The organism is Tsukamurella soli, assembly GCF_039541155.1.
GTDB lineage: Bacteria > Actinomycetota > Actinomycetes > Mycobacteriales > Mycobacteriaceae > Tsukamurella > Tsukamurella soli.
Genome location: NZ_BAABFR010000009.1, coordinates 26310 through 51763, shown reverse-complemented (window position 1 = coordinate 51763; position 25454 = coordinate 26310). Strand labels below are relative to the sequence as shown.

Below are 25454 nucleotides of genomic sequence, written 5' to 3'. Positions count from 1 at the left end.
CGAGCGCTCGATAGCGAGCTAATGGTTAGTGCACTATTGATTAGTGGTCTATTCATCTGCTAGCGTCGAGACATGCCGAAGGACACCGCAACCGAGAACGAGGACCCGCTCGCCCTGGAGCGGCAGGTCTGCTTCGCGCTCGCCATCGCCAACCGGGCCGTGCTGTCGGTGTACCGGCCGATCCTGGCACCGATGGGCCTGACCCACCCGCAGTACCTGGTGATGCTCGCACTGTGGGGGTCGACGCCGATGTCCGTCAAGGCGATCGGCGAGGCGCTGCAACTGGATTCGGCGACACTGAGCCCCCTGCTCAAGCGGCTGGAGACGTCCGGGCTCATCGTCCGCGGGCGCTCGGCCGATGACGAACGCCGCATCGACGTCGACCTCACCGACGCCGGTCGCGACCTGCGCACGCGCGCGCTGGACATCCCGCCCGCGGTCGTCGCACGGCTCGGCGCCTCCCTCGACGAGCTCGAGGAACTGCACCGGGTACTCACCAACATCAACGCGAAGGCCGTCGCGGCCGGCGCACTCACCCCTGGAGGAGACCGGTGACGCCTGAGATCCATACCCCGAACCCGTTGCGCTACATCGCCTTCGTCTACGGCGCGGCGCTGCCGGACCACAACCGTGAGTGGGTACGCCACACCCTCACGTGCGACACCTGGGTGGTCCGGCACCTGATCCGCGGCCAGCTCGCGCTGGTGCCCGTGTACGCGATACTGCTCGCGATCCCGGGGCCGCTCGGCCTGCGGTGCGCCACCGTCCTGCTCGGGGTCTTCGTCGTGCTGTTCTACAACGTCGTCTACATGCGGCAGAATCGGGCGCGGCGGCTGCAGCGCAGCGGCCTCGACCCCAACCTGGAGAACCCGCGTGTACTCGCGCGAAGGGAGCGCGTCCGCGCCGCCTACGAGCAGTTGCATCCGCACGCGGGGTAGCGTGGCGGCATGAGCGCGTCGATCCCCGGGATCCGCATCGGCCACTACACGGACGCCGTCGCACAGACCGGATGCACCGTGGTCCTGTTCCCGGACGGCACAGTGGGATCCGGTGAGATCCGTGGCGGTGCACCGGCTTCGCGCGAGTTCGACCTGCTGTCTCCCGAACGCACCGTCGACACGGTGAACGCCGCCGTCCTCACCGGCGGCTCGGCGTTCGGGCTCGCGGCGACCGACGGCGTGATGCGCTACCTGGAGGAGGCCGGCACGGGGGTGAAGACGGTGGCGGGCCGCGTCCCCATCGTCCCCACCCTGGCCCTGTTCGATCTCGCCACGGGCGACGCCTCGGTGCGACCGACGGCCGAGAACGGTTACACGGCGGCCGCTTCCGCGTCTGCGCACGCCGAGCTCGACGGCCTGATCGGGGCGGGGACCGGTGCCACCGTGGACAAGTACCTGGGCCTGACCAGAGCTCGTCCCGGCGGCCTCGCCTACCGCGAGGCGCGGGCCGGCGGTGTCGTGGTGGGAGCACTGTGCGCGGTGAATGCGTTCGGCGGCATCGAGACCGGCGCCGGCGTCCCGACCGAGGACATCGCCGCGGCGTTCCGGGAGCAGCCGTTCCCGGCGTCACCGCGGGAGAACACGACGATCGGAATCGTGATCACCAACGCGCGCCTGTCCAAGGTGGACTGCCTGGTGCTGGCGCAGGGCGCACACGACGGCCTGGCACGCGCGGTCACTCCCCCGCACACCCGGTACGACGGAGACGGATTCATTTCGGCCGCAACCGGTCTCGTAGATGCGAAGATCGACCTGGTGCGCGCACTGGCGATCGCCGCGGTAACCGACGCCATCCGATCGCGCGCCTGAGCGCTCAGCCGCCGAGCGCGCGCGCGTAGAGGTCGGCCAGCTCGACCCAGTGACGCTCGGCGGCCGCCTCGTCGTAGGAGCGGTTGTCGGGAACCGCGAAACCGTGCGCGGCGGCATAGGTATCGATGGTGTGCGACACCCCCGCGGCCGTCAGCGCCTGCTCCAGCCGCTCGAACTGCTCGGCCGGGAACGAGTGATCGTCCTGCGCCGCGGCGACGAGTACGGTGGCGTGGATCTTGTCGACGGTGCGGTGCGGGCTGTCCGGATCGGCCTCGTCGGCGAGCCGGCCGCCGTGGAACGAGGCCGCGGCCGCGATGCGGTCCGGGTGCGCCGCAGCGACGATCATCGCGAGTCGGCCGCCCATGCAGTACCCGACCACGCCGACGCCGCCCGCGGCGACCTCGGGGCGGCCGGCCAGGAAGTCGAGGTAGGCGCCTGTGTCACCGGCGATCGCGTCGGCGGTCAGCTGAGAGCTGAAGGCGCGGAACCGATCCCGCTCGGACGGGGTGGAGAAGAGTGTCTTCATGTCGAACGGCGCGTACTCGCCGGCGCGGTAGTACAGGTCGGGGAGAAGGACGGCGTAGCCCAGCCCCGCGAGCCGGTCGGCCATCTGCTGGAACGCCTCCCGGATACCGGCGGCGTCGAAGTAGACGATGACACCCGGCCAGGGACCTGCCCCGTCCGGGGTGTGCAGGGTGGCGGAGGCGGTGCCGTCGGGCGTGGGGATCGTGACCTCGGTGCATGGCATGGCTTCAGTCCTACACCGTGTCCCCGGAGGCCGCCGCCCAGCCCCGCCACTCCGTCACCCGCGTGAGCACCACGGCACCATCGGGCACGCGCTCGCGATACTGCGGATACTTCCCGGCGAGGCGCGCCACCGCCTCGGCACGTTCGCCCGGCGCCGCGAGTCCGGCCCGCCCGTCTGCGCGCACCCACCACAGCCGTTCCCAGTCGTCGTCGTACACGTCGACCAGGAGCGAGACCGCCGGGTTCCCCGCGATGTTCCGGAGGCGGCGCAGGTCGGTGGTGGATTTGGGCTTGTGGTCGATGGCGAACGCCACCACGTCACCGTCGACGGCGAAGGTGACGGGCACGAGGTGGGGTCGCCCGTCTGCGCCGACGGTGGCGAGCCGCGCCACCCGAGCCGCAACGAACCGGGCGCGCGCCGCGTCGGAGCTCAGTCGCATTCCCGCACCCTATTCCAGGTGCTCCGCGGCGGCGGCGTGGATCGCGTCGGTGAGCCGATCGGAGGCCCGGGTGCGTAGGCGCCAGGACTGCCAGTACAGCCGCACCGTGAGATCGCGGTCGACGCGGACCATGCGGCCGGTCTCCAGGTCGTCGCCGAGGTGCGCGACGGGTACGTTGCCCCACCCGAGCCCCACGCGGACGGCTCGGGTGAAGGCGTCGGAGGTGGGGATGCGGTGCTCGGGCGGTGCGCCGATCGCCCGGTGTCGCTGGAGGATTCGATTCTGCAGTTGATCCTTCTCGTCGAGCTGCACCGTGGGCATCTCCCGCCACGGCCAGCGGTCGCCCCGCCGCCAGCGCTGCGCGAACTCGGCCGTACACACGGGAACGTACCGCATCGCGCCCAGGTACTCGGCGGAACACCCCTGCACCGGTTCGGGATCGACGGTTATCGCACCCAGCACCGCGCCGGAGCGGAGCAGGTCCGCGGTGTGTCCCTCGTCGTCGACGTACAGGCGCAGCCGCGGCCCCGCGCCGGCCACCTCGGCGATCACGTCCGTGAACCAAGTGGCGAGCGAATCCGCGTTGACGGCGACGTCGAGAGCGACGCGGCCCGCACCCTCGCCGTCGCCGCCCGCGAGCCGCCCGAGCGCGTCCGCCTCCAGCGCCGCCGTCCCGCGCGCGAGTCCGAGTAGGACCGCCCCCTGCTCGGTGGGCCTGCACGGGTTGGCGCGGGTCACCACCACGTGCCCGACCGCCTGCTCGAGGGCGCGGATCCGCTGGCTCACCGCCGACGGCGTCACCGTCAGCCGCCGAGCGGCCGCCTCGAACGTCCCGTGGTCCACGACCGCCGCGAGTGTCTGCAGCCAGTCCCCGTTCAGCATGAAGACAGGCTAATGCTACTGAAGAATCATTCGCTGGGCTTCATCCGGTCACGGCCCTAGCGTCGAGGCGTGCTCACCTCACTCGCCGCCGGGATCGCGCTCGGCCTGTCGCTCATCGTCGCCATCGGCGCGCAGAACACCTACCTGCTCCAGCAGGGCCTGCTGCGCCGGTACGTGGCGCCGATCGTGGCGGTGTGCATCGCGTCGGATGTGGTGCTGATCGCCTGCGGCGTCGCGGGACTCGGTGCCGTCGTGGCCGACCGGCCGATGCTGCCGGCCCTCGCGAAATGGGGCGGCGTCGCGGTGCTCACCGGGTACGGGCTGCGCGCCGCGTGGTCCGCCACGCGGGCCGGAACGCTGGAGCCGGCGGCGGTGCGCGGCGCCGCCGGGCCGGCCGCGGCGGTGGGTACCGCGCTCGCGCTGACGTGGCTCAACCCGCACGTGTACCTGGACACTGTGCTGCTGCTGGGGACCGCGGCGACCCGGTACGGCGCGTACCGGTGGTGGTTCGGGGCTGGAGCAGCCCTGAGCAGCCTGCTGTGGTTCACCGCGCTCGGGTTCGGAGCCGGACGGCTCGCCGGCGTATTGCGCAGGCCCGGCGCCTGGCGGCTGATCAACGGCGTCATCGCGGTGACGATCCTGCTGCTCGCGGTGCGGCTGGCCACTATGCCCCTGGGGAGATGACGGATCCGGAACCGTAGCCCACGCCGGTACGTCCAATTGGTATGGGGGGATTCACCACCGAGGAGAGGCTGGCGCGGCACCTGGCCGCCAACGACGGAATCATCACGCGCGGCGAGGCCATGTCGCTGGGGGTGACATCGTCCTCGATCGCCCGCCGTAAAGCCGCGAAGATCTGGCAGCCGCTGGGTGGCGGCGTGTTCCTCTCGACCGCGCATCCGCTGACGGAGGCCGCTCGGCTGCGGGCGGCGACGGTCATCGCGGGCGGGGTCGCCGACGGGCTCTCGGCGGCGTGGTGGCACGGAGTCGTCGACGAGCTCCCGGACATCGTCACGGTCACCGTTCCGCCCGCTCGTCGGTGCCGGGTGCGCTCGGCGATCCGGTTCGGCGTACAACGTCGCTCGCTGCTGGACGCCGATCTGACGACGGTTCGCGGGATCGCGGTCACGGCGGCACCGCTGACGGTCGCCGAGGCGTCCGCGGCCGCGGCCGCGGGAAGCCGGATCATGGACCGCGCGCTGCAGGAGGGCACGGTGACGATCCAGACCCTGGAACGGGCTCTGGAACGGAACGCCGGACGGCACGGGATAGCACGGGCACGCCGCTTGGTTGCCGTGGCGGGCACCGACACCGAGTCGGAGGCGGAACGGCGATTCGCCCTACTCCTGCGGCGCCACCGGATCACCGGATGGGTACAGCAGTACCCGTTCGGCCACACCCCTATCGACTTCGCGTTCCCCTCCGATCGGTTGGCGGTAGAGATCGACGGGTGGGCGTTCCACCGCACAGCGGACCGCGCCGCTGCCGACGCCCGCAAGCAGAACCGACTGATGCTGGCGGGCTGGCGGCTGCTCCGGTTCGGTTGGCACGCACTCGATCAGGCGCCCGAGGACGCCGTCGATCAGGTCGTGGCGGCCCTCGGAGCAGCCGCATGAGGGCTCGCCCGCCGGTGGCCGGATGACGCGCCGGCAATGGTCGGAAACTCCCGCCCGACGGGAGTTTCCGACCACGACCGGCGGCCTCTTCCGGCGCCCGCGGATGACCGACCGGATCGCGGGGCGCGCGGGCGTACGGTGGTGCGCATGGCGAAGGTGACGATCATCGGTGGACACGGCAAGATCGCGATGCTGCTCGCGGAGTTGCTGTCCGCACGCGGCGACGCGGTGATCAGCCTGTTCCGCAATCCCGACCACGCCGCCGACGTCGCAGCGACCGGCGCCACCCCGGTGGTGTTCGATGTCGAGAACGCCACCGAACAACAGCTGACCGACGCGATCGTGGGCAGTGACGCGGTGGTCTTCTCCGCCGGTGCGGGCGGCGGCGACGCGGCCCGGACGTACGCGGTCGACCGGGACTCGGCGATCCGCTCGATCCGGGCCACCGCGGCGGCAGGCGTTCGGCGGTACGTGATGGTGTCCTATCTCGGCGCCGGACCCGATCACGGTGTGCCCTCCGGCGACTCGTTCTTCGCCTACGCGGAGGCCAAGGCCGCGGCGGACACCGCGCTCCGGGCGTCCACCCTGGATTGGACGATCCTCATGCCGGGGCGGCTCACGCTCGACCCCGCGACGGGCGCGATCGATCCGACCGCGGCGCGCTCCCCGGACAACCGCGGCACGTCCCGCGCCAACGTCGCAGAGGTCGCCGCGGCGGTCCTGCGCGATCCGACGACCATCGAGAAGGACGTCCCGTTCACCGACGGGGACGTGCCCATCGCCGACGCCCTCGCCCGGCTGTAACCGAACGCCAGGCAGCCGCGTCGACAATCGGGCGCATGGAACAGATCGACATCTCGTCGCAGCCGACTCCGTCCGGCTGGTGGCTCGCGGCCGTCAATCTGGTGATCGGGCTCGGGTTCGTCCTCGGCTGCGGCGCGATACTGTCGGGCGCCGACGGGGACGTGGGGACCATCGTCTTCGCGTCGCTGGGGGTGGCGCTCGGGCTGTTCCTCTTGGCTGCCGTCGTGACCGTGGTGACCAGGATGATCGTGCGCACCACGATCGCGTCGGTCACTGCCGAGGGGGTGACGCTGTGGCGGATCCGAGACCCCGACCTGCGGTTCTGGCGCTGGGACGAGGTGGCGCGCGTGACCACGCGACCCATTCGGGCGAAGGGCTCGCAGATCGGGACCTCCGTCCGATTCGAGATGCGCCCCGGGCCACGGCTGGACGCACTCGACCCCGCGACCCCGCGATCGATGCGCGGGGTCGCGGCGAGCTATGTGAAGGCGAAGACCTCGATCGGCCTCACCACGCTGGTGCGTCCGGGGTGGGATGAGCTCGAGCCGGAGATCGAACGTTTCCGCGAAGCCCACACCGATTGACGCGCCCGACGAAAGGGTGCACATGTTGGAGACGACGGAGGCGCACAGGGTCGAAGACGACGGAGGCGCACGGGGTCGAAGACGACGGAGCCCGGCACCGCCGAGGCGGTACCGGGCTCTCGCGGTCGCGGATCAGAGCTGCTTGAGCTCCTCGATCACCGAGTCGACCGACTTCTTCGCGTCGCCGAACAGCATCGAGGTGGTCGGCTGGAAGAACAGCGGGTTCTCGATGCCCGCGTAGCCGGAGCTCATGCCGCGCTTGAGCACGATCACCGACTTGCTCTGGTCCACGTTGAGGATCGGCATGCCGTGAATAGGCGAGCTCGGGTCGTTGCGCGCCGCGGGGTTGGTCACGTCGTTGGCGCCGATGACGATGGTGACATCCGTGCGAGAGAACTCGTCGTTGATGTCGTCCATCTCCTTCATGGCGTCGTACGCGACGTCGGCCTCCGCCAGCAGCACGTTCATGTGCCCGGGCATACGGCCGGCGACCGGGTGGATCGCGTACTTCACCGGGACGCCCTTGCTCTCGAGGATCGACGCCATGTCCTTGACCGCGTGCTGCGCCTGCGCGACCGCGAGGCCGTAGCCCGGGACGACGATCACCTGGTTGGCGTAGGCCATCTGGATCGCGGCATCGGAGGCCGACGTCGCCTTGACGGGCCCCTGGTCACCGCCGGGCCCAGCCGCGCCGGCCTCTCCGCCGGAACCGAAGGCGCCGAAGATGATCGCGGGGATCGAGCGGTTCATGGCCTTGGCCATGAGGTTGGTCAGGATGGTGCCGGACGCGCCGACGATCATGCCCGCGACGATCATCGCAGTGTTGTTCAGCGCGAGGCCGGCGGCCGCGGCGGACAGGCCGGTCATCGCGTTGAGCAGCGAGATCACGACGGGCATGTCCGCGCCGCCGATCGGGAACACGACGAAGAGCCCCATGATGCCCGCGGCGACCAGGAGCAGCACGATCCAGATCATCGAGGTCGGCGCGGTGTTCGACGAGCTGACGCCGATGTAGATCGCGACCGCGATGCACACGATCATCAGCACGATGTTCGCGAGCTGGAACAGCTTGGCGTTCTTCACGAACGCCTTCTCGACCTTCTTGTTCAGGATCTCCTGCAGCTTCGCGAACGCGACCAGCGAGCCCCAGAACGAGACCGAGCCGATGATGGCGGCGAACAGCGAACCCACGATGATGTGCACATCGGGCTGACCAGGGTCGGTGTCGACGTGGGTGAAGCCCTTGGACTCGATGAACTCGACCCACGCGATCAGTGCGACGGTGCCGCCGCCCACGCCGTTGAACATGGCGACCAGCTGCGGCATCGCGGTCATCTTGGTCTTCAACGCGGGCGGAATACCCAGCGCGACACCGACGATCAGGCCGACCGCGATGAGGATCCAGTTGATGACCGGCGCCGACTGCCCCTTCTCGTGCCACCCGTTCCACACCGACAGGAGAGTCGCGACCACCGCGATGCCCATCCCGGTGGCGGCGATCCAGTTGCCGCGGACGGCCGTCTTGGGGCCGGTCAGACCCGAGAGTCCGTAGATGAACAGCGCGAACGCCGCGATGTAGAGGATGTCGACTGCGTAGCTCACTTGGCGACCTCCTTACCAGCGGTTCGGGGGGTGCTCGGGGGGGTTCCCCCCGAGGGTGCCTTCTTGCCCTTGAACATGCTGAGCATGCGGTCGGTCACCGCGAATCCGCCGATCACGTTGAGCGTGCCGAAGACCAGCGCGATGAACGCAATGACGTATACGTACCAGGGCGAGCCCGAGGGCAGCTTCCCGAGCACGACCAGCGCACCCAGGACCACGATGCCGTGGATGGCGTTGGTGCCCGACATCAGCGGCGTGTGCAGTGTGTTGGGCACCTTGGAGATCACGGCGAAACCGACGAAGCCGGCCAGCACCACGATCGCGATATCGGCGAGCAGATCCGTATACACGTCTAGCCCTCCTCTCGGGTCACGCACGAGGCGGCGAGGATCTCGTCGGAGAAGTCGGGGGCGAAGCTCGCCTCGCCGGCGTCGCTGCGGACGAGCATCAGCTCGAGCAGGTTCTGGATGTTCTTGGCGTACAGCTCCGACGAGTGCTCGGGCATGTCGGCCGGCAGGTTCAGCGGCGACGTGATGGTCACATCGTGGCGGACGACGGTCCGCCCCGGCTCGGTGAGCTCGCAGTTGCCGCCCGTCTCGCCGGCGAGGTCGACGACGACCGAGCCGGGCTTCATGCCCTCGACCGCGGCCGCGGTCACCAGGCGCGGGGCGGGCCGGCCGGGCACGAGCGCCGTCGTGATGACGACGTCGAAACCCTTGATGGCATCCTCGAGCGCCTGCTGTTGCGCGACCCGCTCCTCCGCAGTGAGTTCGCGGGCGTACCCGCCCTCACCCGCCGCGTCGATGCCCAGATCCAGCCACTGCCCGCCGACGGAGCGCACCTGTTCCGCGACCTCCGGCCGCACGTCGTAGCCGGTGGTCCGGCCGCCGAGGCGCTTCGCCGTGGCGAGGGCCTGCAGGCCGGCGACGCCCACGCCGAGCACCAGCACCGTCGCCGGCTTGACGGTGCCGGCCGCGGTGGTGAGCATCGGGAAGAAGCGGGTCGCCTTCTCGGCCGCGAGCAGCACGGACTTGTACCCGGAGACGTTGGCCTGCGAGCTCAGCGCGTCCATCGCCTGCGCACGCGAGATGCGCGGGATCGCCTCGACGGCGAAGGCCTGCACCCCGGCCGCCTTGAGCGCCGGGATCTGGTTCTCCTGGTTTCGTGGGTTGAGGAAGCCGATCAGCGTCTGCCCGGCGCGCAGCCGGGCGATCTCGGCGTCGGTCGGCGGGGCGACCTTGACCACCACGTCCGCCCGCCACGGATCGCCGAGCGTCGCGCCCGCTTCCACGTACAGCGCATCGGGGATGAGTGCACCGAGCCCGGCTCCGGACTCGACCACCACCTCGACGCCCTTGGTCTCGAGAGCGGAGACCACCTTGGGGACGAGCGCGACTCGACGCTCCCCCTCGGTGGTCTCACGCACCACACCGACATTCATGTCTTGTGATTTCCTTATGTCGCGTTCCACCCGGGGCCGTAGCATCACCACTGCCACACCGAGGAACCCGCGAGATACCGCAGGATTCGGACGCGCGCGTCCGGGGTCACCGGTGCGTCGCGGCAGCGGCGCAGAAGTCGGCCCCACCTTCGAATCAGTGGGAGAAAGATAACACACACAATCTTACCCACCGGTAAGTTAGTAAGGCCGCACTTACCCGCGGCTCACTCGCGGACGGAGCTATTCGCCCTGATCCGCGGCTGTGTAGCGGTCGATGAGCGTGGCGAAGGCATGCAGATCCTCCGCCGGCCACTCGCGCGTGCGTTCCGCGATGCGGCGTCGCCACGCGGCGTCCGCGTCGCAGAGGATCTCTCGTGCGCGTTCGGTGAGCTCGAGCCGACGCGATCTGGGGCGCTCGGGGTCCCGCTCGCGGCGGAGCAGGCCGCGACGCTCGAGGCTCGCGAGCTGGCGGCTGGCCGTCGACTTGTCGATCGCGACCACCTCGGCCAGATCCACCGCCCGCAGGTGGGGGTTCTCACCGAGCACGAACAGCAGCGTGTAGTCGACGTAGCCGATGTCCGGGTGTAGGTTCCGTAACTCTCCGCGCGTTCGCTTCGCGACGCCGACGATCGCGCGGATGATCTGGTCTATGTCGTCTGCGCGCGCGGCATCGACAGCCACCGTCTCGACCCCACCGCACGGGGGGCCGTCCCCGGGGGCGCCCACGGGATCAGCAACCCCGGGCGGTGTCGATGCGGGCGGGCGGATTCGCCACGTGCCCGGTGATCAGCGAGCCGCGCGCGGCCGCGAGGAACTGCTGCGGGAATTGTGCCGGGCCGCCGGTGGGCGCAAGACGGGCACGGGAGGCGGCGGACATGCACACAGACTAACGAACGGTCTCTCCTGGCACTCCGACACGATCATCCTGTGGCCAACCTGTGACTGGCGTGACTTGTGTTGTCTTATGAGGCTGAAGTTAAGATCATGGTCGAGACTGTGAAAGGGGAAGTCGGATGTCGACCAATCACCTAGTCGACGGCGCGGAACACCCGCTCGGCGACGCCTACCGCCGCACGTTGCGGACTGTTCCCACAACGACCGCCGCCACCGTCGTCTATGCGGGGGTCCTGGCCGCAGTCGTGTTGGCGGCTCTCGTCTACTTCGTCGGCTTCCGCGGCACCGACGCGAAGGGCGGGGTCACCACCGTGAGCGCCATCGAGGTCGGCGACTGCGTCACGGTCGGCAGCGGGCACCCGACGAAGGCACCCTGCTCCACCGGCACCCTGACGTTCGGCGTGGCCGAGAAGCTCCCCGGCCGGACCGCCTGCAGCTCGCCCGCGTACGCGCGGATCGAGGCCGACGGTGACTCGCTGTGCGTCGTGCCCAACCTCACGCTCGGCCAGTGCTACCGCGTGCCCGGGCCGTCGGCCGCCACCACCGACATCAGCCCTGTCGACTGCCCGTCTGCACTGACAGCCAGCTCCGGCAACGTCATCCAGGTCACCGAGAGCGCGTCCGGCGGGCCGCTCGACTGCCGCGGCGCCACCGCACTGAACTACGAGCAGCCGCGCCGATTGAGCTACTGCGTCCAACCGCTCAGCTGAGCACCCCGACTCCCGGTACGCCGAAACGGCTCTCAGGTCGATCGAACCTGAGAGCCGTTTCTTTCGACGTTCGGGTAGGTCAGGCGTCCAGGTCCTTCGCGACCAGGGCGGCGATCGCGTCGACCGTGGCCTGGTCGTCGGACTCGACGGTGACCTGGGCGCCCTGCTCGGCGCCGAGGGTCATGATCATGAGGGCCGAGCCGGCGTCCACGGGCTCGTCGCCGTCGACCGACAGCGTGACGTCGTAGCCGGACTCGTTGACCGCGTTGGCGATGATCCCCGCGGGGCGGGCATGCAGGCCGACCGCGGATCCGACGGTGACGGTGGTGCTGGGCATGGGATCTCCTCTGTGGGTGGGGGTGGTGCGGGATCTGCGGATGCTGGTGTCGGGTGCGAGGATACGGCCGGCGGCCGTACCCCCGCACCCGATCGGATCAGGCGGCGACGGTGGCGGCCTCGGCCGCGGGGACTGCCGCCGGCGCGGCCGGCGCCTTACCGCGGAACAGGCTCTTGGCCACGATCACGGCGGCCGCAGCGACGACGGTGCCGACCAGCAGGGCGATGACGAAACCGATCGCGTTGTTCATCGCGAAGAACACGAAGATGCCACCGTGCGGGGCGCGCAGCCCCACGTCGAGCGCCATGATCGTGGCGCCGGTCGCGGCGCCGCCCAGCATCATCGAGGGGATCACGCGGAACGGGTCGCCGGCGGCGAACGGAATCGCGCCCTCGGAGATGAAGCACAGGCCCAGCGGGATCGCGGCGATGCCGTTCTCGCGCTCCGCCTCGGTGAACAGGCTCTTACGCACCATGGTCGCCACGCCCATCGCGAGCGGCGGCACCATGCCTGCGCACATGACCGCTGCCATGATGTGCAGTTCGGCAGGGCCGCCCACGCCCAGGCCCTGGACCGCGAACGCGTAGGCCGCCTTGTTGACCGGGCCGCCCAGGTCGAAGCACATCATGAGGCCGAGGATGACACCGAGCGCGATCTTCGAGCTGCCGCTCATGCCGGACAGCTCGTTCTGCAGCCAGTTGGTGAGGTCGGCGAGCGGGCGTCCGAGAACCATGAACATCAGCAGGCCGGTGATCGCAGTGGCCAGCAGCGGGATGATGATGACCGGCATCAGGCCGCGCATCCACTTCGGCAGCGGGATCCGGGCGACCCACATGGCGACGAAGCCCGCGAGGACACCGCCGACCAGGCCGCCGATGAACCCGGCGCCGACGAGGGACGCGATCAGGCCGGCGGTGAATCCCGGTGCGAGGCCGGGCCGGTCGGCCATCGCGAAGGCGATGTACCCGGCCAACGCCGGCACCAGGAAGAAGAACGCCGCCTTACCTATCGCGAACAGCACGGAGCCGATGTAGATGTGCAGGCCGCCCGGAGGCAGATGCCCGAAGGTGTTCTGCAGCGCGTAGATCTGACCGAAGGCGTCCGAGCTGCCCTTGGGCGAGAGACCGATCTGCCACCCGCCGACCAGGAAGCCGAGCGCGATGAGCAGGCCGCCCGCTGCGACGAACGGGATCATGTAGCTCACGCCGGTGAGCAGGATCTGCCGGATCCGCGTGCCCATGCCGACGTCGCCGCCCTTGGCCGAGTCGTCGGCAGCCGCTGCCGCGCCGCCCTGCACGCGCGGCGCGCTCGGATCCGACGCCGCCGCAACGGCTTCCGCGATCATCGTGTCGGGCTCATTGATCGCCCGCTTCACGCCGGAGGCGATCACGGGCTTGCCCGCGAACCGCTCGCGCCCCTTGACACCCACGTCGGTCGCGAAGATCACGGCACCGGCCGCCGCGATGGTGTCGGCGCCTGCCGGCGTGGTGGCCGACGAGCCCTGGGTCTCGACGTACAGGTCCACGCCCGCCCGATCGGCAGCGAGCTTGAGCGCGTCCGCGGCCATGTAGGTGTGCGCGATGCCGGTGGGACACGCGGTGATCGCGACGAGGGACGGCTTGCCGCTGCCGACGGCCGCGCCGCTGCCCGCCTGACCGGCGACGGCGTCCGCCGGCGCAGCCTGCTTCGGGGCGGGCTTCGGCTTGGGCTTGAGCACCTCCTCGACCAGCGCGACGATCTCGGCGGGCGTCTGGGCCGCGCGCAGCGACGCGACGAACTCGGGCCGGACGAGCGCACGGGCGAGCGAGCTGAGCAGCTTCATGTGCTGGCTGCCGCCGGAAGCCGGTGCGGCGATGAGGAAGACGATGTCGGCGGGCCCGTCGGGGGCGCCGAAGTCGACCTTCTGCGACAGCCGCGCGAAGCCGAGGCTCGCGTCGGTGACCGCCTCGCTGCGGCAGTGCGGGATGGCGATGCCGCCGGGAAGACCGGTGGCGGACTGGGCCTCGCGGGCCATCGCGGCATCGATCAGGCCCGCTACGGGATCGGCACGACCCGTGTCGGCGATCCGGTGGGCGAGGTAGGAGATCACCTCGTCCTTGGTGGAACCGGCGGCGACGTCGAGGGCCACCAAGGATTCGTTGATGATGGGGACGGTGTCGGACATGTTGTGCGCTTCCTGCTGTGGGGTTGTCGGATGTGGGGTCAGGCGGGGTCGAGAGCGGTGACCGTGACGTCGCCGAGGGCGATCTGGTCCGGTGTGGGGACTGCGGTGCCCGGGAGGGCGGTGGCTGCGGCGCCGTAGGCGACGGCGGTGCGCAGGCGCTCGGCGGGCCCGGCACCGCGACTGTGGGCCAGGAGGAACCCCGCGAGTGAACAGTCGCCGGCTCCGACGGTGCTGCGCGGCACGATCTTCGGCGGAGTCGCGTACCAGGCACCCTCGTCGGTCACGTACACGGCGCCCGCGGCGCCGAGGGTGGCCAGCACGTCCGCGCCGGACGAGCGCTGCAATGCGCCGGCCGCGGCCAGCACCGGCGCGAGATCGCCCGCCTCGGCGGCCTTCTCCGCGGCGGCACCGTCGAATCCGGTGAGCTCGCCGAGCTCCTCGGCGTTGGGCTTGAGCAGTGCCGCGCCCACGCCGGGAGCGGCGACGGCGGCCAGCGCGGGGCCGGACGTGTCGACCGCGACCCGTCGGCCACCCAGTCGGGCGACGAGCCGGGCGTACCAGTCCGCGTCGACGCCGGGCGGCAACGAGCCGCACAGCGCGACCCAGTCCGCGCCGGCCGCGGCGGCGACCACCGCATCGGCGAGGGCCTCGCGGTCGGCCGGATCCAGGTAGGCGCCAGGAGCGTTCAGCTTGGTGGTGGTGCCGTCCGGCTCGGTGACGGTGACATTGGAGCGGATCTCCTCGGCGATCGGCACGGCCCGCGCGATGACACCGATCCGGTCGAGGCAGCCCAGGACGGGGTCGCCGAACGGCGCCGGGAGCACCGCCACCGTCGGCACGCCGGCGGCATGAACGGCGCGGGAGACGTTGACACCCTTGCCACCCGGCTCCGCTGTGGCGCCGACGGCGCGCAGCACGGCGCCCCGGGTGAGTGGCCCGTCGAGCGTCACGGTGCGGTCGAGGCTCGGGTTGGCGGTGACGGTGACGATCATCGGGCCACCACCACGTCGACGCCGTACCGGTCGAGGGCTGCGCGCAGCTCGGCGTCGGGCTGCGCATCCGTGACGATGGCGTCGATGGCGTCGAGCGAACCGAACGAGTTGAGGCTCTCCCGGCCGAACTTGCTGGCGTCGGCGAGGATCACGACGAACTGGGCGGCGCGGACGAGCGCCCGCTTCACAGAGGCCTCGTCGGAATCGGGGGTGGAGATCCCATGCCGGGCAGAGATCCCGTTGGCGCCGACGAATGCGACGTCGGCGCGGAAGGTGGCGAGCTCGGCGACGGTCGACGGCCCGACCGCCGCGTGCGTGAGCCCGCGGACACGGCCACCGACCAAGTAGAGATCGACGCCGTCCCGCGCGGCGAGGACGGTGGCGATGGGGAGTGAATTGGTGATGGCGGTGAGGCGGTCGCCTGGCTGGACCTCGCGCGCGGCCGCCGCAGTGGTGGTGCCGGCGTCGAACAGGATCGAGCCGCCGCGCACCGGGAGGAACCGCCGCGCGGCGGCGCCGATGGCCCGCTTGGCGTCGGCGTTGGTGCCCTCCCGCTCGACGACCCCGGCCTCCACCCCCGTCAGTAGGGCGGCGGCCACGGCGCCGCCGTGCACCCGCCGGACGGTGCCGGTGCGCTCCAACGTCGCGAGATCGCGCCGTACCGTCTCCGGCGTGACGTCGAACCGCTCCGCAAGGTCCGTGACCGATGCGCGACCGTTGTCGCCCACCAGGGCGGCGATCGCTCGCTGCCGTTCCTCCGCGTACATGTGTCTCTCGCTTCGTCGTTCTGGCGGCTCGGTGTTGGTTTGAGCCCGTTGTGATTTCTGCTTTCATTGTTTTACCCCCGACCCTGTTGACAAGTCAAGGATTTTTCGTAATCTAGATCACATGAGCATTCCTGCAGCATCTTCCCTCACAGATCAGGCCGGCACCCCCGGCACCGTCCTATCCGGGGCCGGCGTGGTGCCCGGGATCGGCTACGCGCCCGCGCTGCGGCCCGGCGAGCGCCCCGCGCTGCCCGCGGACGGCGTGGCCGACGTGCCCGCCGACCTGCGTGAGGATGAGGCATCCCGGTTCTCGCTCGCGGCCGCGGCTGTCGCCGGCCGCCTGCGGGAACGCGCGTCGCAGGCCACGGGCGCCGCATCCGAGGTGCTCGCCGCCACCGCGGGCCTCGCGTCCGACAAGGCATGGCTCAAGGCGGCGGACAAGCGGATCCGCTCGGGCATGCCCGCCGGCAACGCTGCGGCCGCCGCGACCGAGCAGTTCGCGGACATGTTCACGAAGCTGGGCGGGCTGATGGCCGAGCGCGTCACCGACCTGCGCGACGTGCGCGACCGGGTCCTCGCCGAGCTCGCCGGGCGACCCGAGCCCGGCGTGCCGCAGCCGGACCACCCCGTCGTCCTGCTCGCCGACGACCTCGCGCCGGCCGACACCGCGGGCCTGGATCCCGCGCTGATCCTCGGTATCGCGACCCGGCTCGGTGGACCGACCAGCCACACGGCGATCATCGCCCGGCAGCTCGGCATCCCCTGCGTCGTCGCGGTGTCCGACCTCGGCGGCGTGCCGGCCGGCGTCCCCGTGCTGATCGACGGGGCCGCCGGCACGGTCACCGTCGAACCCGATCCGGAGGCGGCCGCCCAGCGTGCCGAGGAGGCCGCGACCGCGGCCGCCGCCGTCGCCGACTGGCACGGCCCGGGGCGTACGGCCGACGGCCGGGCTGTGGCGGTTCTAGCCAACGTGCAGGACGGCGCGTCCGCGCACGCCGCGGCCGAGCGGCCCGTCGAGGGCATCGGCCTGTTCCGGACCGAGCTGGCCTTCCTCGACCGGACCGACGAGCCGTCGGTCGCGGAGCAGACGGACATGTATCGGGCCGTGATCGATGCCTTCCCCGGGCAGAAGGTGGTGATCCGGACCCTCGATGCGGGCTCGGACAAGCCGCTGAAGTTCGTCGACCATCCCGACGAGGCGAACCCGGCCCTCGGCGTGCGCGGCGTGCGGATCGCGCAGGGCGACCCCGAGATCCTCACCCGGCAGTTGGACGCGATCGCCGCCGCCGGCGCCACCTCCGACCCGTGGGTGATGGCGCCGATGATCGCCACGGCGGGCGAGGCGCACGATTTCGCCGCGTTGTGCCGAGAACGCGGCCTGACCCCCGGCGTGATGATCGAGGTGCCCGCCGCGGCGCTGCTGGCCGACGCCGTGCTCGCCGAGGTGGACTTCGTATCCATCGGCACCAACGACCTCACCCAGTACGCGATGGCCGCCGACCGCATGAGCTCGGAACTGGCGTCGCTCACCGACCCGTGGCAGCCGGCCGTGCTGCGGCTGATCAAGCTGGTGGGCGACGCCGGCACGCGCGCGGGCAAGCCCGTCGGTGTGTGCGGGGAGGCCGCCGCGGATCCGCTGCTCGCGTGTGTGCTGGTCGGCCTCGGCGTCACGTCGCTGTCGTGCGCACCGAACGCTGCCGCCGCCGTGGGCGCCCGGCTGTCCGGGGTGACGCTCGCGCAGTGCCGCGCAGCGGCCGACGCCGTACTGACGACGGCCGATCCGCGTTCCGCCCGCGCTGCGGCGGAGGCCGCCCTACAGTCGGCGGTGTGATCGATCACCTCGGTATCAACTGTCGCGACCTTCCCGCGGCGCAGCGGTTCTACGACGCGGTCCTGGCGCCGCTGGGCGTGAGCCGGCTGCTCGACTTCGGGGTGGCCGTCGGTTACGGAACCGACCGTCCCGAGTTCTGGCTGTCCGGCTCGCTGCCGGAGGTCGATCAGCGTGAGATGCACATCGCGTTCACCGCCGCGGATCGGGCGGCGGTGGACGCGTTCTACGTGACCGCGCTGGAGCTGGGTGCCGAGTCGCTGCATGCGCCGCGCCTGTGGCCGGAGTACCACGACGGATACTACGGGGCCTTCGTACGCGATCCGGACGGCAACAACGTCGAGGCCGTGTGCCATATGGGGTGATCCGGGCGGTTAGCCCGCGAAGTTCGAAAGAGTTCGCCGAACAGGGAATCAATCGGACCGAGGTCCGGTTATGCTGGCGAGAGTTCATAGTTCGATCTTCAAGGGAGCCTGTCATGAGCACTGTCCTCGAGCCGTCCACCTGGACCATCGATCCGGTCCACTCGTCCGTCAACTTCTCCGTGCGTCACCTCATGGTGAGCAAGGTGCGCGGCCAGTTCGACACCTTCTCGGGCACCATCACCGTCGGCGAGAACGGCGCCGCGAGCGTGACCGCCGAGGTCGACGTGACGTCGGTCAACACCCGCAACGAGCAGCGCGACGCACACATCCGCACCGCCGACTTCTTCGACGCGGAGAAGTTCCCCAAGGCCACCTTCGTCTCGACCGGGGTCACCCCCAAGGGGGCGGACTTCGTGCTGGCCGGCGACCTGACGCTGCGCGGCGTGACCCGCCCCGTCCAGTTCGACCTCGAGTTCCTGGGCACCAACCCGGGTATGGGGAACGGTGAGGTCGCCGCGTTCGAGGCGAGCACCGTGATCATGCGGCAGGACTTCGGCATCACGATCGACATGCCGCTGGAGACCGGCGGCAAGGTGATCGGCGACAAGATCACCCTCACCCTCGAGATCGAGGCCGGCCGCCAGTCCTGATCGGTCGGCTCCACTGCGCGCGTTCCCGCGTGCAGCCCGAGCGTTCCGCGGAACGCTCGGGCTGCGCGGGGCAGCCCCCAGCGGAGATCATCCGCCCGAGCGAACGTCACCGTCCCCATCGGAGATCGCACGCACAGCCCGGACCACGACGTGGCGTGAGGAGCACGACCACCGATCGGGCCACCCCACCGCGACCCGGTGGACGCTGAGCGTTCCGCGGAACGCTCCGGCGGGGTGGTTCAGTAGTGGAACGTGTCCGACGGTGCCGGGGCGTGCCCGGCATCGTCGTAATCCTGAGCGATCTCGATGCCGTACGCGCGCGCCAGGTCGAGGATCTTGTTGGCCCGGGCGATGCGCGGCAGGTCAGAACCGTTGCGGATCTCGCCACCATCGCGCTCGAACTCGCCGAAGAACTCGCGTGCCCACGCGATCTCGTCCTGCGACGGGCTGAGGCCTTCGTTGACGGGGTGACACTGCTCGGGGGTGAGACAGATCTTGCCGGTCATGCCGAACTCGGCCGACACCGCCGTCGCCTCCGACAGCCGCAGCCCCGTCGAGCCCACCGTCGGCCCGTCGATCGCACCGGGCAGATGCGCCGCCTTCGCGGCGATGGTGAACCGGGACCGCGCGTACGCGAGCGTGGCCGGGTTGTCGCCGAAGCCGGTGTCGCGGCGGAAGTCGCCGATGCCGAACGCGAGCCGGAAGGTGCCCTTGGCGGACGCGATCTCGCTGATCCGCTCGAGGCCGCGGGCCGTCTCCACCAATGCCACGATGAGAGTGCCGGGCAGCCTCTTCGCCGTCTCGACGACGTGGTCCATCGACTCGACCATCGCGAGCATCACGCCGCCCAGGTACTTCGCGTCTGCCAGGGCGGCGAGGTCGTCGGCCCACCACTGCGTGCCGAAGCCGTTGACCCGGACCCAGCCGTCGTTGGCGCGGCCGTCGTGCTCGGCGCCCAGCCAGCGGACGACGTTGTCACGCGCCGCGATCTTGTCCTTGGGCGCGACCGCGTCCTCGATGTCGAGGACCACGATGTCGGCGCGCGATCGCGCGGCGTGGTCGAACCGCTCCGCCTGGGCGCCGTTGACCAGCAGCCAGCTCCGCGCGAGCACCGGATCGATGCGGAAGCCGATCGGCTCCTCGGTCTCGATGGCGTTGGGGGGAGTCACGTCGCGAACCTCTTCACTCGCTGGCGGTCGGAGAGCGGGTCAAATCTACGTGCACCGTGAGGCGCCGAGGCAACCGGCCCTCGATTACCACCTGCTCAGGGGTCCCTAGGACAGCCGTCAGGCCCCGGCGCATGCGCACCGGGGCCTGACGGGCCGTACGTGTGGAGCGGACGGGCGATCGCTGCCGCCCGGATGTCGTCTGTCAGCCGAACCAACCGGTCCGCTGCATCTGCCAGACCTGATCCTGCCAGTAGCCCCACGTGTGGGTGCCCTTCGCCGGGAAGTCGTAGTGGACGTCCGTCAGGCCGGCCTTCTGGGCAGCGGCCTGGAACGCCTCGGTCTGCGACTTCGAGAGCATCTCGAGCGGCACACCCTGGATGATGTCGGCGGCCGACGGGTTGGGGGTGTACTTGCCCGGCTCGCCGCTACCCGCGGAGATCCACAGCGGCATGCCCGCGAACTTGTTGACCTGGACGGTCGGGTCGTTCTGGGCCCAACGCGAGTCCAGCGGGCCGCCCCACATGTCGAGCGCGCTGTAGCCGCCCGAATCCTCCTGGGCGATGCCGACGGCGATCGGCATGCCGGGCGCCGAGATGTTCAGGAAGCCCGACAGCGACGCGGCGCGCTTGTAGATGTTCCGGTTCTCCTCGGCGTTGATCAGTGCCGCGGAGCCACCCATCGAGATACCGATGAGCGAGATGTTGTTCGAGAAGCCCAGCTTGTTGATGTAGGCCGGGAGGCTGGTCGCCAGCCACGTGCCCCACGTGTAGCGGTAGGTGCCGTTCTGGTTGTGCGTCGGGTTCTGCCAGTTGGTGTAGAAGCTGGACGTGCCACCGACCGGCATCACGACGTTGATGCCGTGCTGCGACAGGAAGGCGACGTTGGTCTGCTGCTCCCAGCCGGAGACATTCCAGGTGGCGCGCAGGCCGTCGAGGAAGACGACGGTCGGGGCCTTGCTCGGCGCCGTCGTGGTGGATGCCCAGGTACGGACCAGCACGGGCGGCATGCCGGCACCGTCGATCCGCTGGGACTTGAAGCCCTTCGGCGGGTGCTTGGCAGAACCCGGCCCCCAGGCGTTGGCCGCCCCCACTGCGCCGGTGACGCCGGCGAGGGCGGGAATCATCGCGGCCGCCAGGACCGCAGTCCCCGCTCGCTTACCCCAAGAACCTGCTCGCATGAATCTGACCCTCTCCTCCGCCACCTCGCATAGGAGGTGGACGCTCTGTTCATCTCGGCCGGTGGGGCTTTCCCCCCGGACACCGACCACCTGACACAATGGCCACTCTAACACCGTTGGTCACATTATTCACACGAGTAACACGCGGAACTCTAAGAATGTGACTCGACTATTCGGTTCGTGCATCGGTCGCGCCGCCGCATATGTTACGGCGCGGCCGCATGATGGTCACGACCAGGCATCGAACGGCGCCTGGCTCACACAACACGGCGGCGGTCCCTCGCATGTGCGGGGGACCGCCACCGTGAAGTGTCAGAACTTCGTGAACCAACCGGTCCGCTGCATCGACCAGACCTGATCCTGCCAGTAGCCCCAGGTGTGGGTGCCGGTCGGCGGGAAGTCGTAGTGGACCTTGGTCAGCCCGGCCCGCTGCGCGGCGGCCTGGAACGAGCGCGCCTGCGACAGCGCCAGCATCTCCAGCGGCACACCCTGTACGAAGTCGGCGGCGGTCGGATGCGGCGTGTACTTACCGAACGTGCCGTTACCGGCACCGATCCACACCGGGATGTTCCGGAAGCGCGCCACCTGCACGGTCGGGTCGTTGAGCGCCCATCGCGAGTCGAACGGACCGCCCCACATGTCGAGACCGGCGTTGTAGCCACCCGAGTCCAGCGACGCGATGCCGACGGCGATCGGCATGCCCGGTGCGCTCAGATTGTCCATGCCGGACAGCGACGCGGCGCGCTTGTAGTAGCCGCCGCTGTTGAGCGTGTTGATCAGGGCGGCCGAACCCGACATCGACAGGCCCACCAGCGAGACGTTGTTGGAGAAGCCCAGACTACGGATGTATGCCGGGAGGCTGGTCTTGAGGAACGTTCCCCACGTGTAGCGGTACGGCTGGTGGTTGGTGCTGGACGGCGACTGCCAGTCGGTGAACCAGCTCGACGTGCCACCCACCGGCATCACGACGTTGACGCCGTGCTGCGACAGGAATGCGACGTTCGTCTGCTGCTCCCAGCCGGAGACATCCCAGGTGGCGCGGAGGCCGTCGAGGAACACCACCGTGGGCGCCTTGCTCGGCGGCGTCGTCGTGGAGGCCCAGGTGCGGACCTTCACGTTCGGCATACCCGCACCGTTGACGAACGCCTGCTTGAAGCCCCTCGGCGGGTGCTTGGCGGTTCCCGGACCCCAGGCGTTCGCCGCACCGAGCGAGCCGGTCAGCCCCGCAAGCGCCGGGATCGTCGCCACCGCAACCGCCGCGGCGACGGCACGCCTACCCCAGCTCGCGCTGAACCGCTTCGAACCCACACGCATCGTGGCTCTCCATCCTGTCGTGTCCGCCCGCCAGGGCGATGTGGAAACATCATGAACCCATGCCGGGCCGGGGGCGTACCACATGGTTTCGCGGGCAACCAATCGGCCTCTGCAACAGGTGTCGCAACGCACTCTATTCGACGCCTCGGAACCTGACAAACCCTAAGCCGAGAATAAGACCAGCTGGCAGTGGCCGACACCGTCGCTCCCAGGAGCATTCTGGCAGGTGGGAGCATGTGTTTTCGGAAGGCGGGCGGGCGCGTCACACGTCGGCACACAGCGCCACCTAAGTCATCTATCAGCTTCTGTCCAGGCGACCATCAACCGATACGTGATGTCCATCACATCGGTGCAGCGCGAATCCGCCGCCTCGCACGTAGCCTGACAGCGTGAGTTGGACACCCGGCACCGTCGCTTCGGACGACCTGTATCCCGCCCTGACGGAGGCCGCACGATCGCTCGTCGACGGCGAGCCCGACCGGATCGCCAACGCCGCCAACCTCGCGGCGCTGGTGTATGCGACCGTGCCCGACCTCAACTGGGTGGGCTTCTACTTCTACGACGGCGTCGAGCTCGTAGTGGGACCGTTCCAGGGTCTGCCCGCGTGCGTGCGCATCCCTCTGGACCGCGGCGTGTGCGGCGCCGCCGCCCGCACCCGGCGGACCCAGCGCGTCGACGACGTGCACGCCGTGGCGGACCACATCGCGTGCGACGCGGCGACGAACTCCGAGCTGGTGGTGCCGCTCGTAGCCGACGACGGCGAGCTGATCGGCGTGTTCGACCTGGACAGCGAGCGACCCGCGCGGTTCGGCGCCGCCGACCAGCACGGGCTCGAGGAGGTGGCGCGGGTGTTCCTGGAGTCGCTCGCCGCACGATCGGCCGCGGACTATGATTAGGCTCACCTAACTCGCACCGTAGACTCGGCGCCATGCACACACGCGACGGCAGGACCCTGTACGCCGAACGGTCGGGCTCGACGGCCACGACCGGCTCCCCCACCGTGGTGTTCGAGGCCGGCATGGGCGCCTCGCGCAGCACCTGGGGCGCGGTGGTCCCGACGGTGGCGGCGCACACCGCCACCGTCGCCTACGACCGCAGCGGGCTGGGCCGCAGCGCGCCCGCTGCCGACGACCGCAGCCTCCCGCGCCTGGTCGACGACCTGCTCGACGTACTGGCCGAGATCGACGGGCCCGTGGTGCTGGTGGGACACAGCTGGGGCGGCCCGATCGTCCGGCGCGCAGCCGCCGTCGTGCCCGACCGGGTGGTGGGTGTGGTGCTGGTCGACCCGACGGACGAGCGGTGCGGGACGTACTTCTCTATCTCCTTCGAGAAGCAGAACCGCCGGATGGCCGCGCTCACGCCGGCACTGGCCCGGATCGGATTGCTGCGGCGGATGGTCGCGCGGCAGTCGACCATGCTGCCCGCGGACGCGGCGGCTGCGATGCGGGCGGAGGACGGCACCGTCGTCGCCGGGCGGACGATGGCCGCGGAGATGCTGACGTCGGTCGCGGATATCCGCGCCCTGCGCGCCGACCCGCCGGCGGTGCCGAGCGTGCCGGTCACCGTCGTCACCGGGGGCAGGTCGGGTCGCCTGGATCGGCGTCGGCGCGCGGAGCTGCTGGCCGCGCACACCGCCTACGTGGCGGACCTGCCGAACGGGCGGCACGTCGTGGCCGAGAACTCCGGCCACCTGATCCCGTTCACCGAGCCCGGGGTGATCGCGGAGGAGATCCTGCGGCTGGTCTGAACATGTGCACGGTTACGTCGACGTCCCGACCGACGAAGCGGTGCACATGTTAGAAGCCGCGGCCCGGATTGAGCAGGTTCTTCGGGTCCCAGGCCGCCTTGATGGCGCGGTGCAGCTCGAGGACGTCGTCGCCGAGCTCCTGGCCGGTCCACCGGGCCTTGAGCACGCCGACCCCGTGCTCACCAGTCAGCGTTCCTCCGAGATCCAGTGCAGCGGTGAAGATTTCGTCGGCGGCACCCCAGATCGCCTGCGGCACCTCCGTCTCGCCGTGCGGGTAGATCAGGGTGGGGTGCAGATTGCCGTCGCCCGCATGCGCGCAGGTGGGGATGTCAAGGCCGTACTTCGCGGCGATGGCCTCGATCCGGGCGAACATCTCGGGCAGCTTGGACCGGGGCACGCCGACATCCTCCGAGAAGATGTTGCCGGCGTTCTCGTACGCGGGGAAGGCGGCCCGGCGCACCGCGAGCAGCTCGTCCGCCTCGGCCGGATCGTCGGAGACGACCACGTAATGCGCTCCGGCGCGCTCGAACTCGCGCTCCAGTACCGCCGCGTCCGCCGGCGTGGACGCCTGGCCGATGAGCATCGCGATGGTGGAGTCCTCGAGCCCGAACGGGCGCATGTCCTGCACCACCTCGAGCGTGCGGCGGTCCATCAGCTCCATGAGGGCGGGCGTGACGCCCGAGGCCACAACGGCCGCAACCGCGGCGGCGGCACGCACGACGTCGGGGAAGGACGCCGCCACCGTCGTGGGCGGGTGTGCCGGCGCGGGCTTGAGCTTGACGGTCACCGTGGTCACGATCCCGAGCGTGCCCTCGCTGCCGCACAGCAACTGGGTGAGGTCGTAGCCGGTGACGCCCTTGACGGTGCGCCGCCCGGTCTTGATGACCCGGCCGTCCGCGAGCACGACCTGAAGACCGAGCACGTACTCCCTTGTGACGCCGTACTTCACGCAGCGCAGACCGCCGGCGTTGGTGGCCACGTTGCCGCCGATGGTGCAGATCTCATACGACGACGGATCCGGCGGGTACATGAGCCCGTGCTCGCGCGCGGCCGCATCGAGATCGGCGTTGATGACGCCGGCCTCGGCGACCGCGTACTGGTCGGCCACGCTGATCTCCCGGATCGCGTTCATCCTGGCCAGCGAGATGACGACGCAGCCGTCCAGCGCGCTGGCACCACCCGCCAGCCCGCTGCCGCCACCGCGCGGGATCATCACCACGTCGTTGGCGTAACACCAACGGGCGGTGGCGGATACGTCGTCGGTGCATTCTGCCAGCACCACCGCGAGCGGTGTGCCGCCGTGCACCGGCGAGCAGTGGTCGTCCGCGTACGCGGCGGTGACGTCCGGATCGGTGAGCACCGCCCCGCGCAGCGCGGGGAAGTCGGCGGGGAGCACTGGTACGGCGGTCATCGCTG

The 25454-nt window shown here is 70.3% G+C and carries 29 protein-coding genes; 13 read left to right on the top strand and 16 right to left on the bottom strand.

The annotated features are described in order from the left end of the window. Positions 1-72 precede the first annotated feature (72 nt). From ABD908_RS04680 to ABD908_RS04670, 3 genes are read left to right on the top strand one after another with little or no spacing between them, the layout of a single operon-like run. Positions 73-555: a MarR family winged helix-turn-helix transcriptional regulator gene (locus ABD908_RS04680; RefSeq protein ID WP_344991577.1), complete on the top strand. Its 483-nt coding sequence runs from the start codon at positions 73-75 to the stop codon at positions 553-555. After that, on the top strand, positions 552-938 hold the full coding sequence (locus tag ABD908_RS04675) for a DUF5313 family protein (RefSeq protein WP_344991574.1): 387 nt from the start codon (positions 552-554) through the stop codon (positions 936-938). The genes ABD908_RS04680 and ABD908_RS04675 overlap by 4 nt, the downstream gene beginning before the upstream one ends. Positions 939-947: 9 nt before the next feature. Continuing rightward, positions 948-1808, top strand: a complete 861-nt coding sequence (locus tag ABD908_RS04670) for a P1 family peptidase (RefSeq protein ID WP_344991571.1) — start codon at positions 948-950, stop codon at positions 1806-1808. 4 nt (positions 1809-1812) lie between these two features. Here the strand turns inward: ABD908_RS04670 and ABD908_RS04665 are convergent, their stop codons facing one another. From ABD908_RS04665 to ABD908_RS04655, 3 genes are read right to left on the bottom strand one after another with little or no spacing between them, the layout of a single operon-like run. Further along, the gene (locus tag ABD908_RS04665; RefSeq protein WP_344991568.1) at positions 1813-2556 is read right to left on the bottom strand and encodes a dienelactone hydrolase family protein; all 744 of its coding nucleotides are present in this window, start codon (positions 2554-2556) and stop codon (positions 1813-1815) included. A gap of 10 nt (positions 2557-2566) precedes the next feature. Further along, positions 2567-2995, bottom strand: a complete 429-nt coding sequence (locus ABD908_RS04660; RefSeq protein WP_344991565.1) for a TIGR03668 family PPOX class F420-dependent oxidoreductase — start codon at positions 2993-2995, stop codon at positions 2567-2569. A gap of 9 nt (positions 2996-3004) precedes the next feature. Further along, on the bottom strand, positions 3005-3877 hold the full coding sequence (locus tag ABD908_RS04655) for a LysR family transcriptional regulator ArgP (protein ID WP_344991562.1): 873 nt from the start codon (positions 3875-3877) through the stop codon (positions 3005-3007). 69 nt (positions 3878-3946) lie between these two features. Between ABD908_RS04655 and ABD908_RS04650 the strand changes: the two genes are divergently transcribed. The 4 genes from ABD908_RS04650 to ABD908_RS04635 all read left to right on the top strand — a co-directional run bounded on the left by ABD908_RS04650 (position 3947) and on the right by ABD908_RS04635 (position 6881). After that, positions 3947-4561 (top strand): LysE/ArgO family amino acid transporter, encoded by a 615-nt coding sequence (locus tag ABD908_RS04650; RefSeq protein WP_344991559.1) that lies wholly within the window; start codon positions 3947-3949, stop codon positions 4559-4561. A gap of 41 nt (positions 4562-4602) precedes the next feature. Next, positions 4603-5493: a DUF559 domain-containing protein gene (locus ABD908_RS04645; protein ID WP_344991556.1), complete on the top strand. Its 891-nt coding sequence runs from the start codon at positions 4603-4605 to the stop codon at positions 5491-5493. Positions 5494-5640: 147 nt separating this feature from the next. Next, positions 5641-6297: an NAD(P)H-binding protein gene (locus ABD908_RS04640; RefSeq protein WP_344991553.1), complete on the top strand. Its 657-nt coding sequence runs from the start codon at positions 5641-5643 to the stop codon at positions 6295-6297. A gap of 35 nt (positions 6298-6332) precedes the next feature. After that, on the top strand, positions 6333-6881 hold the full coding sequence (locus tag ABD908_RS04635) for a hypothetical protein (protein WP_344991549.1): 549 nt from the start codon (positions 6333-6335) through the stop codon (positions 6879-6881). A 132-nt stretch (positions 6882-7013) separates the two neighbouring features. On the opposite strand, the gene ABD908_RS04630 is transcribed toward ABD908_RS04635, so the two are convergent. From ABD908_RS04630 to ABD908_RS04610, 5 genes are all read right to left on the bottom strand, one after another. Further along, positions 7014-8483, bottom strand: a complete 1470-nt coding sequence (locus tag ABD908_RS04630) for an NAD(P)(+) transhydrogenase (Re/Si-specific) subunit beta (RefSeq protein ID WP_344991545.1) — start codon at positions 8481-8483, stop codon at positions 7014-7016. Next, a complete protein-coding gene (locus ABD908_RS04625; RefSeq protein ID WP_344991543.1) occupies positions 8480-8833 on the bottom strand; it encodes an NAD(P) transhydrogenase subunit alpha part 2 in 354 nt (117 codons plus the stop codon). Before ABD908_RS04625 ends, ABD908_RS04630 begins: the two co-directional genes overlap by 4 nt. A gap of 2 nt (positions 8834-8835) precedes the next feature. After that, a complete protein-coding gene (locus tag ABD908_RS04620; protein ID WP_344991540.1) occupies positions 8836-9924 on the bottom strand; it encodes a Re/Si-specific NAD(P)(+) transhydrogenase subunit alpha in 1089 nt (362 codons plus the stop codon). A 240-nt stretch (positions 9925-10164) separates the two neighbouring features. Further along, entirely contained in the window at positions 10165-10605 is a 441-nt protein-coding gene (locus ABD908_RS04615) for a MarR family transcriptional regulator (RefSeq protein WP_344991537.1), read from the bottom strand. A 49-nt stretch (positions 10606-10654) separates the two neighbouring features. Further along, a complete protein-coding gene (locus ABD908_RS04610) occupies positions 10655-10801 on the bottom strand; it encodes a hypothetical protein (RefSeq protein WP_344991534.1) in 147 nt (48 codons plus the stop codon). 136 nt (positions 10802-10937) lie between these two features. Between ABD908_RS04610 and ABD908_RS04605 the strand changes: the two genes are divergently transcribed. Beyond that, positions 10938-11528, top strand: a complete 591-nt coding sequence (locus ABD908_RS04605) for a hypothetical protein (protein WP_344991532.1) — start codon at positions 10938-10940, stop codon at positions 11526-11528. 79 nt (positions 11529-11607) lie between these two features. Here the strand turns inward: ABD908_RS04605 and ABD908_RS04600 are convergent, their stop codons facing one another. The 4 genes from ABD908_RS04600 to ABD908_RS04585 form a co-directional block, all read right to left on the bottom strand. After that, positions 11608-11865 (bottom strand): HPr family phosphocarrier protein, encoded by a 258-nt coding sequence (locus ABD908_RS04600; protein ID WP_344991529.1) that lies wholly within the window; start codon positions 11863-11865, stop codon positions 11608-11610. 97 nt (positions 11866-11962) lie between these two features. Next, positions 11963-14029, bottom strand: coding sequence for a PTS fructose transporter subunit IIABC (locus ABD908_RS04595; RefSeq protein WP_344991527.1), 2067 nt, complete (start codon positions 14027-14029; stop codon positions 11963-11965). Between the two features lie 38 nt (positions 14030-14067). Continuing rightward, positions 14068-15021 carry a 1-phosphofructokinase family hexose kinase gene (locus tag ABD908_RS04590; RefSeq protein ID WP_344991524.1) on the bottom strand — a complete coding sequence of 318 codons (954 nt, stop codon included), beginning with the start codon at positions 15019-15021 and terminating at the stop codon, positions 14068-14070. Next, the gene (locus tag ABD908_RS04585; RefSeq protein WP_344991521.1) at positions 15018-15788 is read right to left on the bottom strand and encodes a DeoR/GlpR family DNA-binding transcription regulator; all 771 of its coding nucleotides are present in this window, start codon (positions 15786-15788) and stop codon (positions 15018-15020) included. Before ABD908_RS04585 ends, ABD908_RS04590 begins: the two co-directional genes overlap by 4 nt. A gap of 121 nt (positions 15789-15909) precedes the next feature. Here ABD908_RS04585 and ptsP point away from each other — a divergent pair, with 121 nt between their 5' ends. From ptsP to ABD908_RS04570, 3 genes are all read left to right on the top strand, one after another. After that, positions 15910-17619 carry a phosphoenolpyruvate--protein phosphotransferase gene (gene ptsP, locus ABD908_RS04580; RefSeq protein ID WP_344991518.1) on the top strand — a complete coding sequence of 570 codons (1710 nt, stop codon included), beginning with the start codon at positions 15910-15912 and terminating at the stop codon, positions 17617-17619. Further along, positions 17616-17981, top strand: coding sequence for a VOC family protein (locus ABD908_RS04575; protein WP_344991515.1), 366 nt, complete (start codon positions 17616-17618; stop codon positions 17979-17981). Before ptsP ends, ABD908_RS04575 begins: the two co-directional genes overlap by 4 nt. 113 nt (positions 17982-18094) lie before the next feature. Beyond that, positions 18095-18631 carry a YceI family protein gene (locus tag ABD908_RS04570; protein WP_344991512.1) on the top strand — a complete coding sequence of 179 codons (537 nt, stop codon included), beginning with the start codon at positions 18095-18097 and terminating at the stop codon, positions 18629-18631. Positions 18632-18870: 239 nt separating this feature from the next. On the opposite strand, the gene ABD908_RS04565 is transcribed toward ABD908_RS04570, so the two are convergent. The 3 genes from ABD908_RS04565 to ABD908_RS04555 form a co-directional block, all read right to left on the bottom strand. Then, positions 18871-19800, bottom strand: coding sequence for an HpcH/HpaI aldolase/citrate lyase family protein (locus tag ABD908_RS04565; protein ID WP_344991509.1), 930 nt, complete (start codon positions 19798-19800; stop codon positions 18871-18873). Between the two features lie 202 nt (positions 19801-20002). After that, positions 20003-20977, bottom strand: a complete 975-nt coding sequence (locus ABD908_RS04560) for an alpha/beta hydrolase (RefSeq protein WP_344991506.1) — start codon at positions 20975-20977, stop codon at positions 20003-20005. Between the two features lie 312 nt (positions 20978-21289). Further along, positions 21290-22291 (bottom strand): alpha/beta hydrolase, encoded by a 1002-nt coding sequence (locus ABD908_RS04555; protein WP_344991503.1) that lies wholly within the window; start codon positions 22289-22291, stop codon positions 21290-21292. A 389-nt stretch (positions 22292-22680) separates the two neighbouring features. Here ABD908_RS04555 and ABD908_RS04550 point away from each other — a divergent pair, with 389 nt between their 5' ends. Then, complete coding sequence (locus tag ABD908_RS04550; protein ID WP_344991500.1) at positions 22681-23187, top strand: GAF domain-containing protein; 507 nt, start codon at positions 22681-22683, stop codon at positions 23185-23187. 32 nt (positions 23188-23219) lie between these two features. After that, entirely contained in the window at positions 23220-24038 is an 819-nt protein-coding gene (locus ABD908_RS04545) for an alpha/beta fold hydrolase (RefSeq protein WP_344991497.1), read from the top strand. A gap of 49 nt (positions 24039-24087) precedes the next feature. Here the strand turns inward: ABD908_RS04545 and ABD908_RS04540 are convergent, their stop codons facing one another. Continuing rightward, on the bottom strand, positions 24088-25449 hold the full coding sequence (locus tag ABD908_RS04540) for an FAD-binding oxidoreductase (protein WP_344991494.1): 1362 nt from the start codon (positions 25447-25449) through the stop codon (positions 24088-24090). Between the last annotated feature and the right edge of the window lie 5 nt (positions 25450-25454).

Bases quoted from the DNA above. Each gene is read 5' to 3' on its own strand.
- ABD908_RS04680 (WP_344991577.1), top strand. From the start codon at position 73: ATGCCGAAGGACACCGCAACCGAGAACGAGGACCCGCTCGCCCTGGAG.
- ABD908_RS04670 (WP_344991571.1), top strand. From the start codon at position 948: ATGAGCGCGTCGATCCCCGGGATCCGCATCGGCCACTACACGGACGCC.
- ABD908_RS04665 (WP_344991568.1), bottom strand. From the start codon at position 2,556: ATGCCATGCACCGAGGTCACGATCCCCACGCCCGACGGCACCGCCTCC.
- ABD908_RS04660 (WP_344991565.1), bottom strand. From the start codon at position 2,995: ATGCGACTGAGCTCCGACGCGGCGCGCGCCCGGTTCGTTGCGGCTCGG.
- ABD908_RS04655 (WP_344991562.1), bottom strand. From the start codon at position 3,877: ATGCTGAACGGGGACTGGCTGCAGACACTCGCGGCGGTCGTGGACCAC.
- ABD908_RS04645 (WP_344991556.1), top strand. From the start codon at position 4,603: ATGGGGGGATTCACCACCGAGGAGAGGCTGGCGCGGCACCTGGCCGCC.
- ABD908_RS04640 (WP_344991553.1), top strand. From the start codon at position 5,641: ATGGCGAAGGTGACGATCATCGGTGGACACGGCAAGATCGCGATGCTG.
- ABD908_RS04635 (WP_344991549.1), top strand. From the start codon at position 6,333: ATGGAACAGATCGACATCTCGTCGCAGCCGACTCCGTCCGGCTGGTGG.
- ABD908_RS04620 (WP_344991540.1), bottom strand. From the start codon at position 9,924: ATGAATGTCGGTGTGGTGCGTGAGACCACCGAGGGGGAGCGTCGAGTC.
- ABD908_RS04610 (WP_344991534.1), bottom strand. From the start codon at position 10,801: ATGTCCGCCGCCTCCCGTGCCCGTCTTGCGCCCACCGGCGGCCCGGCA.
- ABD908_RS04605 (WP_344991532.1), top strand. From the start codon at position 10,938: ATGTCGACCAATCACCTAGTCGACGGCGCGGAACACCCGCTCGGCGAC.
- ABD908_RS04600 (WP_344991529.1), bottom strand. From the start codon at position 11,865: ATGCCCAGCACCACCGTCACCGTCGGATCCGCGGTCGGCCTGCATGCC.
- ABD908_RS04595 (WP_344991527.1), bottom strand. From the start codon at position 14,029: ATGTCCGACACCGTCCCCATCATCAACGAATCCTTGGTGGCCCTCGAC.
- ABD908_RS04590 (WP_344991524.1), bottom strand. From the start codon at position 15,021: ATGATCGTCACCGTCACCGCCAACCCGAGCCTCGACCGCACCGTGACG.
- ABD908_RS04585 (WP_344991521.1), bottom strand. From the start codon at position 15,788: ATGTACGCGGAGGAACGGCAGCGAGCGATCGCCGCCCTGGTGGGCGAC.
- ptsP (WP_344991518.1), top strand. From the start codon at position 15,910: ATGAGCATTCCTGCAGCATCTTCCCTCACAGATCAGGCCGGCACCCCC.
- ABD908_RS04570 (WP_344991512.1), top strand. From the start codon at position 18,095: ATGAGCACTGTCCTCGAGCCGTCCACCTGGACCATCGATCCGGTCCAC.
- ABD908_RS04560 (WP_344991506.1), bottom strand. From the start codon at position 20,977: ATGCGAGCAGGTTCTTGGGGTAAGCGAGCGGGGACTGCGGTCCTGGCG.
- ABD908_RS04555 (WP_344991503.1), bottom strand. From the start codon at position 22,291: ATGCGTGTGGGTTCGAAGCGGTTCAGCGCGAGCTGGGGTAGGCGTGCC.
- ABD908_RS04545 (WP_344991497.1), top strand. From the start codon at position 23,220: ATGCACACACGCGACGGCAGGACCCTGTACGCCGAACGGTCGGGCTCG.
- ABD908_RS04540 (WP_344991494.1), bottom strand. From the start codon at position 25,449: ATGACCGCCGTACCAGTGCTCCCCGCCGACTTCCCCGCGCTGCGCGGG.